Source organism: Paraburkholderia oxyphila NBRC 105797, from assembly GCF_000685075.1.
GTDB classification, from domain to species: Bacteria; Pseudomonadota; Gammaproteobacteria; order Burkholderiales; family Burkholderiaceae; genus Paraburkholderia; species Paraburkholderia oxyphila.
This window is the reverse complement of record NZ_BAYD01000024.1, coordinates 50,158-58,912: the sequence shown is the minus strand read 5'-3', so window position 1 is coordinate 58,912 and position 8,755 is coordinate 50,158. Positions and strand designations below refer to the sequence as shown.

Below are 8,755 nucleotides of genomic sequence, written 5' to 3'. Positions count from 1 at the left end.
CCCGCCGGGCAACAACGGCGCGCGGCCGCCGGGCCAGGGCGGCAAGCCGCCGGGCGGCGGCGGCAACCGGCCGCCCCCAGGCGGTGGTGGCGGTGGCGGCGGCGGTGGTGGACACCCCCCCGGCAATTAATCGGCACCTGAGCGGCATCGACCGGAACCGCTAGCCGGTCCTGCCGGGGATCGCATCGGTATTGCAGCTCTAGCGTTTGGCGACGAAGCTCAACCGCACGCAATGCGGTCGAGCTTCGTGTAGATGACCGCTCACGCCATCGAAATCTGTGATTCAAGACTAGTGGCGAACGAGCCGCAACACAGGACTGTGCATACGCTCCACTTACATTCGGATGCCTAACTATCTGCCGCAAAAAAAACCGCACCGAAGTGCGGCATTGCGTTTGGTGTCAATCAACGCACGTGGTGGCACACGCGCACGGCGTGATGATTGTGGTGCTCGACGTGACACACTTCATGGTGGTTCGGCGCGGCGACGGCAACCAGCGGGGCGGCCAGAGCGGCGCAAAGCATCAGGGCGGACAGGCGGACGAACGGCTTGGCAACGGATTTCACGGTCTGACTCTCTCGATATCGCGTGGGTTAAACAAGAGAGAGCACTGTATCGCAGAGTGCGCAACACTTCGTTACACGCTTGTAACGAGCGTAGCGTCAAATGTCAGGGGCTTGACAGCGGGGCCACGCCAACCCGCATTTCAATGTGATTACAGCCTGCTGCGGGACCGCAAGGCTGCTACCGCCCTCCACCTTCGCCATCGTGCTGCCTGGCCTGTGTCAGCCGCCGCAGCAGTTCCTCGCCACGCATCGTGAGGCGCGGCGCGTAACCGTCCTCGTCCTCGTCCATCTCGACGAGGTGGTAGCGCGTCAGCGCCAGAAAATCGGAATCGAGCGTCTGAAGCGGCGCATTGGTGTCGCGAATCAGCAACAACGCCGCCAGTTCGTGATGGCTGAGCATCGAGGTTCTCCTGTTCAGAACTCACCGTGGACATCAGCATAGCGAGCAAAACGTACAGTTTCGCTACAGCCGTGTTTCTTCGTATTACTCGCGCGATCGATGCGCCAGCTGAAACAACACGCCGAGCGCTACATGATGCCCTCAATGTGTCACGCATTACCGCGCACAAGATAAATCGGATTCCTGAATATAGACAGAGGAAATGAATGCCTGCGCGCGGATGGGCTATTGCATCTGGATCCCGCCGTCGGGCGCCATGTCCGCGGCGGCAATGTAGCCCGCTGCGTCGGCGCACAGGAATGCCGCCGGCGCTTTAGGCTCGACGTGTCGTCCGGTCGAGGGCTGCGTCACCCCTGACCCGGAGATGTTCCGGTTAATTGCCATAGCGGAACCACGACCCCAGCGGTGACGAATACGCCGCGTCTAGCGCCCGTGCTGGCTTCCGTTCGCGTTCGCCTGGGCCTTGCCGTCGCCGCGAGCGGCGCCCCGGCCCTGCCCCTGACGCTCCCCAGCCGCGCGCTGCGTGCCCGCGGCCGCTTGTGTCGCGTCGCGCGCCGTGTCGCCCATCACGCGCTCGAACGCGGCCATCCACTCGCGCATGGGCATTGCCGCGCCGCCTTTCACGCCCGGCGCGCCCTGCTGCAACCCGGTCAACGTGTCTTGCCATTGCTGCGCCATGTCTCGCGCGAGTTGGTTCCATGCGGTGGCGCCCTGCAGCGCGGCCACCGCCCCCTCCTGCCAGAGCGCGGCGCTCGCGCTCAGATAGTCGCGCCAGACCGACTGGCTCGCGGCGGCGAAATCGTTCCAGTCGTGCGCGTCGCGCAGCGTTTCCAGCGTGCCTTCCAGCGCGGCGCGGTCACGCTCCATGCGGCGATACATGAGCTGGAGCGCTTGCTCGCGCCATTGCTGCTGATGGACGAGCCACTGCAGCGCGGCCGTGACGCCGGTGCGGCATGCATTGAACGACGGATGGGAAGCAGTGGCCATGATCGATTTCCTTACGAGAGTATGGGGCCCGTCCGCGGACGGGCACGCAATGGCGTGACCGCGAAGAATGACGTGGCGAGGCGCCCCGGCGAGAGCGACAGTGACAAGGACTTGCGGCGGCGCGGCGCTCCAGGATGACGGACAGCGGAACGCCGGCAAACCCGGTTGCGATGCACGCCGCGTGGACTGCAGCGCTTTGCACCCGTTCACGCGACACGGCAAGCGACAGGTCGGGATGCAGCGCGTACAGCCATTACGCGGTCGAATTCACATGATAAGCAAGTTGCTCGCCCCCGGCGGGCCGAACGCTGCCGGGAAACTTGATCGAAATCGTATTTCAAGATATTTGCACCGCAGAAACGCACGCCAGACCATGCCTATACGGCTATTTTTCGATGCGAGCGGGGGCACCGGTGCGCACGTGCGTTGGCGGGCAGCGCCGCACCTGCGCGGCAGCGCGCCCGCTTGTTTCCAACTTTTCGCCCGCTTTTTGCCCGTGAAAGCCGTGGCATCAAGCGGCCTGCGGCTCCTCGTTGCGCACGAGCATGACAGGACGGTCGGCCATGCGCAGGAACGACTCCGCCACGCTGCCAAGCAGCAGCCGCTTCACGCCCGACAAGCCGCGCGTGCCCATCACGACGAGGTCCGCCTCATCTTCCGCTGCGATGCGGTAGATCACCGCCGCAACTTCCTCGCCCATCGAGTCGGCGGCGCGCGCCGTGCCCGTCACGCCGGCCTGCGCGAACACCGTCTTCGCTTCCTCGAGTGCGGCCGTGGCAACATCGGCCTCGGCCGACTGGCGCGTCTGCTCCTCCGCGAAACCCGAACTGATATCGACGAGGCGCGCCGGATGCTGGACCACGCAGAGCGCCTCTACGGCCGCGCCCGTCGCCTTGGCGATCTTTACGGCCTCGTCCAGCGCGCGGCGTCCGCTACGGCTGCCGTCGACGGCCACCAGAATCAGCTTGTACATTGTTACCTCCCGGGCCAGGCCCATGATGCGCGGCATCCGCCGTGCGCGGCCCCGGTCGTCCGGGTCGCGCACGACGGCCTTGCCGGCCGTTGCGTCCCACGCGAGCCGCCTTGCAGGCTCGCGCAATCGAAAACATGCTTGTTCGCGGGTACTCGCTGCTACTCGCTGGTTATATCGTCTCCATCCAGATAGACAGGAGCGAAAGCCCGCATGTCGCTACGTCGCATCGTCGCTGCGGGCGGGTGCCTGCGTTGCCGGCGCGTCGATGGTGCACTCATCGCATCGTCAGCACCGCTGCGCCCGTGAGCCGCCCGTCGCGCAGATCCGCAAGCGCGTCGTTCGCGCGTGCGAGCGGATACACCGTGGTCTCGATCTCGAGCGTATGGCGCGCCGCGATGGCCATGAACGCTGCGCCATCCTCGCGCGTCAGATTCGCCACGGAGACGATGCGGCGCTCCTCCCACAGCCACGCGTACGGAAACGACGGAATGTCGCTCATGTGAATCCCGCCGCAGACCACCGTGCCGCCCTTGGCCACTGCGCGCAGCGCCGCGGGCACCAGCGCGCCCACGGGTGCGAACAGCAGCGCGGCGTCGAGCGGCTCGGGCGGCGCTTCGTCGCTGCCGCCTGCCCACGCCGCGCCAAGGCGTCGGGCGAAGCGCTGCGCGTTGTGGTCGCCGGGACGCGTGAACGCGTACACCGTGCGCCCCTCGTGCCGCGCGACCTGCGCGACGATGTGCGCCGCCGCGCCGAATCCATAAATGCCGATACAGGGTGCATCGCCGGCCAGCGCGAGCGTGCGATAGCCAATCAGCCCCGCGCACAAAAGCGGCGCGGCTTCGACATCGCTGTATTGGCGAGGCAGATGGAAGCAGTAATGGGCATCGGCGACCGTGCGTTGCGCATAGCCGCCGTCGATCGTGTAGCCCGTGAAGCCGGGCGCGTCGCAGAGATTCTCGCGGCCGCGCTGGCAAAAGCGGCAGTGCCCGCAGGTGTGGCCGAGCCACGGCACACCCACGCGGTCGCCCGGCGCGAAGCCCGTGACGCCCACGCCGAGCGCCGCCACCGTGCCGACGATTTCGTGGCCGGGAATCAGCGGACGTTTCGGCTGCGTGAGGTCGCCATCGACGACATGGAGATCGGTGCGGCACACACCGCACGCATGAACGTCGATGAGCAGTTCGCCCGCCGCGGGAACCGGATCGGGCACGTCTGCCTCTCGCAGCCGCGGACTCGTACCGTCGAACAGCATGGCGCGCATCGCCGTCCTCCCGTTGATCGGAGTTCTTGCATCAACTGCCGGCCGAAGTGAGTGCTTGAGGTGCCGGCCGGAATGAGTGCTTTGGCACTGACTCCGGTCCCATGCAGAGCGCTGACTCCGCCCCATACCAAGCTTGCGTTTCACGTCCCGAAGGCGCTCGGGAAGCCCGGCGCGGCGCCCACAGCGCGCGACGCCCGGGGACGCATCATCTCTCCATGTTACGCGGTCGGCGCGCGCATGGCGACGAACGCGCACGGACACCCAGAGGAAGCGCTCCCAGCGATCGTGGCACCATACCTCCGACCGACCGCTTTGCATGGGATGCAACCAGGCCCCATCGACAGGAGCAGCGAATGAGCCCGATCAGCCCTTCCACCCGCCCGCCGCCTTCCGACGAACTGCTGCAGCGCATGGACGCCTGGTGGCGCGCCGCCAACTATCTTTCGGTGGGTCAGATCTACCTGCTCGCCAATCCGCTGCTGCGCGAGCCGCTGCAGCTCGCTCACGTGAAGCCGCGTCTGCTCGGCCACTGGGGCACCACGCCCGGCCTCAACTTCCTCTACACGCACCTGAACCGCATCATCAACGAGCGCGATCTCGATCTGCTCTTCATCGCGGGGCCGGGACACGGCGGGCCGGCCGTCGTCGCGAACACCTGGCTCGAAGGCACCTATAGCGAGACCTGGCCGAACGTGCCGCAAGACGAAGAAGGCATGGCGAGGCTCTTCAAGCAGTTCAGCTTCCCCGGCGGCATTCCGAGCCACGTTGCGCCGCAAACGCCCGGCTCGATACACGAGGGCGGCGAACTGGGCTACGCGCTGTCGCACGCGTATGGCGCGGTGTTCGACAACCCCGATCTGATCGCCGCGTGCGTGGTCGGAGACGGCGAAGCCGAAACGGGGCCGCTCGCCACCTCGTGGCACTCCAACAAGTTCCTCAATCCGGTAACCGATGGCGCGGTGCTGCCCATCCTGCATCTGAACGGCTTCAAGATCGCCGGGCCGACCGTGCTCGCGCGCATCGGCGACGACGAGCTCGCCTCGCTCATGAAGGGCTACGGTTACGAGCCGATCTTCGTGGAGGCCGAAGACCCCGGCGTCGCGCACCGCCTGATGGCCGCGGCCTTCGACACCGCGTTCGACGAAATCGCACGCATCCAGCAGGCCGCGCGCACAGCGGCCGAAACCGGTCCGCAAGCGCATATCGAGCGCCCTCGCTGGCCGATGATCGTGCTGCGCACGCCCAAGGGCTGGACCGGCCCGAAGAGCGTCGACGGCCTGAAGACCGAAGGCTCATGGCGCTCGCATCAGGTGCCGCTGTCGAACATTGCGAAGCCGGGCCACCTCGCGCTGCTAGAAAGCTGGATGCGCAGCTACAAGCCCGCCGAGCTGTTCGACGCGCAAGGCCGGCTCGCACCCGAGATCGCCGCGCTGGCGCCGCGTGGCGAGCGCCGCATGAGCGCGAACCCGCGCTCGAACGGCGGCGGCCGCGTGCGCGAGTTGCGCGTGCCCGCGTTCGAGCACCACGCGGTGGACGTGCCCGCACCGGGCCAGGTGGATGCCGAAGCGACACGCGTAATGGGCGCGTTCCTGCGCGAAGTGATGCGCGTGAACCTGCCCACGCGCAACTTCCGCATTTTCGGCCCGGACGAAACCGCTTCGAACCGCTGGTCCGACGTCTTCGACGTGACGTCGCGCACGTGGCTCGCCGAAACGACGCCCGACGACATCCAGCTGGCGCAGGACGGCCGCGTCATGGAGATCCTGAGCGAGCACACCTGCCAGGGCTGGCTCGAAGGCTATCTGCTCACGGGGCGCCACGGCTTCATGTCGTGCTACGAAGCATTCATCCACATCGTCGATTCGATGTTCAACCAGCACGCGAAGTGGCTGAAGGTGATCCGCGAGATTGCGTGGCGGCGGCCCCTGCCTTCGCTGAACTACCTGCTGACCTCGCACGTCTGGCGCCAGGACCACAATGGCTTCAGCCATCAGGACCCGGGCTTCATCGATTACGCGGTCAACAAGAAGGCCGATACGGTGCGCGTCTACCTGCCGCCCGATGCCAACACGCTGCTCGCCGTGACCGATCACGTGCTGCGCACCTGGAACCGTATCAACATCATCGTTGCGGGCAAGCAGCCGCAGGCCCAGTGGCTCGACATGGACGCCGCCATCCGCCATTGCGCGGACGGCATCGGCATCTGGCAATGGGCGAGCAACGACGAAGGCGGCGAGCCCGACGTGGTGATGGCCTGCGCCGGCGACGTGCCGACGCTGGAGACGCTCGCCGCGGTCGATCTGCTGCGCGGCTGGCTGCCCGATCTGAAGGTGCGCGTGGTGAACGTGGTGGACCTGATGACGCTCGAACCGGCGGACCGCCATCCGCACGGTCTCTCCGACGCCGACTTCAACGCGCTGTTCACGACGGACCGGCCTGTGATCTTCGCCCATCACAGCTACCCTTCGCTGATCCATCGGCTGACCTACCGGCGCGCCAATCACGCGAACATCCATGTGCACGGCTTCATTGAGGAAGGCACGACGACCACGCCGTTCGACATGGCGGTGGTGAACCGGCTGGACCGCTACCACCTGTGCGAAGCCGTGATCGATCGCGTGGAGGGACTCGCGCAACGCGCCGCGCATGTGCGGCAGACGCTGCACGACAAGCTCGCCGCGCACCGCCGCTACGTGGACGAATACGGCGACGACATGCCCGAGATCCGCAACTGGCGCTGGTCGCGCACGAGCGCGACTGCGGCGGGCGGCAGCGACTGAGGAGGCGCGGGACGAACGATGATGCGGGCTGAGTGCCCCGTGTAGCCTGTGTGGCCCACATGGACCGCACGGCCCGCGCGCGCGGCGTTCAGCGCGGCGCGGCGCGTCCGAACACGCGCACGAACGCGGTCACGAACAGGTCGAGCCGCTCCGATTCGAGACAATCGATGCCCGCCGCGCCCACCCGTCCGTTGCCGCCGGGGAACGCGCGACAGAGCTCGTCGGCGCCGCGCGGACGCACGAGCGGCGCGCGCACGCTCACCGCGTAATTGCCGTCGGCGTTGACGCTCAGCACGGCATGGGCGCACGACGGCTCCTCGATTGCGAGGGCATTGGCGAACACGCCGCGCACGCGGCGCGCCCATGGCTCGTCGGGGAGCACGCAGACACTGCCGTACTGCACCGTGAACAAGGGCGTGATCTCCTGCGCGCGTTCGAGATCTTCGCGGCGGCATGCCGAAAGACTCGCGACGAGCGGCTCCGAGGCAATGAAGTCGAACGGATCGGCATACTGCTTGAGCGTCTCGTAGAGCGTGGCCGGCGCGATGAACAGGTCTTCGACGCTGTCGCCGTAGGCGTTGTAGTTGATCGACTCGCCCAACTCGCACAACTGGGCGGCCTGCGCTTCGTCGAGCCCGGCTTCGCGCGCGAGTTCGTGCGCGGTGGCCTGCAGGTTGTCGCCGAACGCCGCCGCGACCGCCCACGGGCGGTACTGCCCGCGCAGATGGCGGTCGACCAGCACGCTCGTGCAGACCTGCGCCGTGGTGTCGATGTGCGCGGCGAGGTTGACGTTCATCGGCAACTCGCCCGCGTGGTGATGATCGAAGTACTCGACGTGCACGCCCTGGTCGAGCAGCGCGCAAAGCGCTTCGCGGTTCGCATCGAACGAAATGTCGAGCACCGTGAGCGAGTCGCCGGGCCGCGCCTGCACGCGCTTGACGAGCGCGATGTCGCGCTTCGCGCCCGTGACGAGCGTGGCCTCGCGCGGCCGGGCGAGGCGAAGCTGGTGCAGCGCGCAGATGCCGTCTGCATCACCGTTGAATACGTCGAAATGCGCCATGTCCTGTGGGTTCCGTTGCGTTGAGCTTCACAGTATCGCGCACCGAATGCGAATCCCACAAAGGGAGGATTTGACCGATCACAGTGAGGGCCGATTCGCTCAGCCCATCACACGACTTCGCGCCCGGCGATTCACGCGAATCGATTGACGACGGCATATCGCCGCGAGCCAGCCCGCATGCGCGAGCGTGCGGCGGGCTCGGAATCCGCCGGACGCCCGCGCCGCCCGATCTGCCCGATCTGCCAGCCGACGCTCAGGTGCGGGCCAGCGGCCAGCGCAGCGAGAAAGCGACCGGGAAGCGCGGCGCCTTGCGGCCGGCCGGCGCGCGCCACGGCTGCATGCGCGCGCTCATGGCCGCGCACATGGCGACGCCTTCTTCGCCGTAGAGGCGCTCCATGGCCTGCTGCACGAGGCCTGCGTCGTACCACATCTTGAAACGACGATGGCAGGTGCGGAAGTCGGGGTAGCGCTCGGGCAACTTCGCCCAGACGGAGCCCGTTGAAAGCACCCACAGAATGGCTTCGAATACGGCGCGCGAGCAATGCGCGGGACGGCCGCGGCGCGGGCCGCTGGAACGGATTTCATGGAAGAGCGGTTCGACGCTGCGCCATTGGGCGTCGCTAAGCTCCATCGAGGGACGAGGCTGCATCTGATATTCCAAGTTAGGTTGTCTGACACACAACGACTAAATTAGCCTCACGTCCTCTTGCGAAAATATCGGACTATG

The 8,755-nt window shown here is 66.8% G+C and carries 8 protein-coding genes; 1 reads left to right on the top strand and 7 read right to left on the bottom strand.

Annotated features, from left to right (window positions below):
* Positions 1-405 precede the first annotated feature (405 nt).
* The 5 genes from BO1_RS60225 to BO1_RS17760 all read right to left on the bottom strand — a co-directional run bounded on the left by BO1_RS60225 (position 406) and on the right by BO1_RS17760 (position 4,188).
* A complete protein-coding gene (locus BO1_RS60225; RefSeq protein WP_167338359.1) occupies positions 406-567 on the bottom strand; it encodes a hypothetical protein in 162 nt (53 codons plus the stop codon).
* Between the two features lie 178 nt (positions 568-745).
* Positions 746-967, bottom strand: coding sequence for a hypothetical protein (locus tag BO1_RS51510; protein ID WP_043285243.1), 222 nt, complete (start codon positions 965-967; stop codon positions 746-748).
* Positions 968-1,390: 423 nt separating this feature from the next.
* Positions 1,391-1,954 carry a hypothetical protein gene (locus BO1_RS17770; RefSeq protein ID WP_028218713.1) on the bottom strand — a complete coding sequence of 188 codons (564 nt, stop codon included), beginning with the start codon at positions 1,952-1,954 and terminating at the stop codon, positions 1,391-1,393.
* A 511-nt stretch (positions 1,955-2,465) separates the two neighbouring features.
* Positions 2,466-2,927 carry a universal stress protein gene (locus BO1_RS17765; RefSeq protein ID WP_028218712.1) on the bottom strand — a complete coding sequence of 154 codons (462 nt, stop codon included), beginning with the start codon at positions 2,925-2,927 and terminating at the stop codon, positions 2,466-2,468.
* 274 nt (positions 2,928-3,201) lie between these two features.
* On the bottom strand, positions 3,202-4,188 hold the full coding sequence (locus tag BO1_RS17760) for a zinc-dependent alcohol dehydrogenase family protein (RefSeq protein ID WP_028218711.1): 987 nt from the start codon (positions 4,186-4,188) through the stop codon (positions 3,202-3,204).
* Between the two features lie 353 nt (positions 4,189-4,541).
* Between BO1_RS17760 and BO1_RS51505 the strand changes: the two genes are divergently transcribed.
* On the top strand, positions 4,542-6,968 hold the full coding sequence (locus tag BO1_RS51505; RefSeq protein WP_043285240.1) for a phosphoketolase family protein: 2,427 nt from the start codon (positions 4,542-4,544) through the stop codon (positions 6,966-6,968).
* An 88-nt stretch (positions 6,969-7,056) separates the two neighbouring features.
* On the opposite strand, the gene BO1_RS17750 is transcribed toward BO1_RS51505, so the two are convergent.
* Both BO1_RS17750 and BO1_RS51500 read right to left on the bottom strand, forming a co-directional pair.
* Positions 7,057-8,028, bottom strand: a complete 972-nt coding sequence (locus tag BO1_RS17750; protein WP_028218710.1) for a hypothetical protein — start codon at positions 8,026-8,028, stop codon at positions 7,057-7,059.
* Between the two features lie 253 nt (positions 8,029-8,281).
* A complete protein-coding gene (locus tag BO1_RS51500) occupies positions 8,282-8,677 on the bottom strand; it encodes a transposase (RefSeq protein ID WP_084688024.1) in 396 nt (131 codons plus the stop codon).
* Positions 8,678-8,755 lie beyond the last annotated feature (78 nt).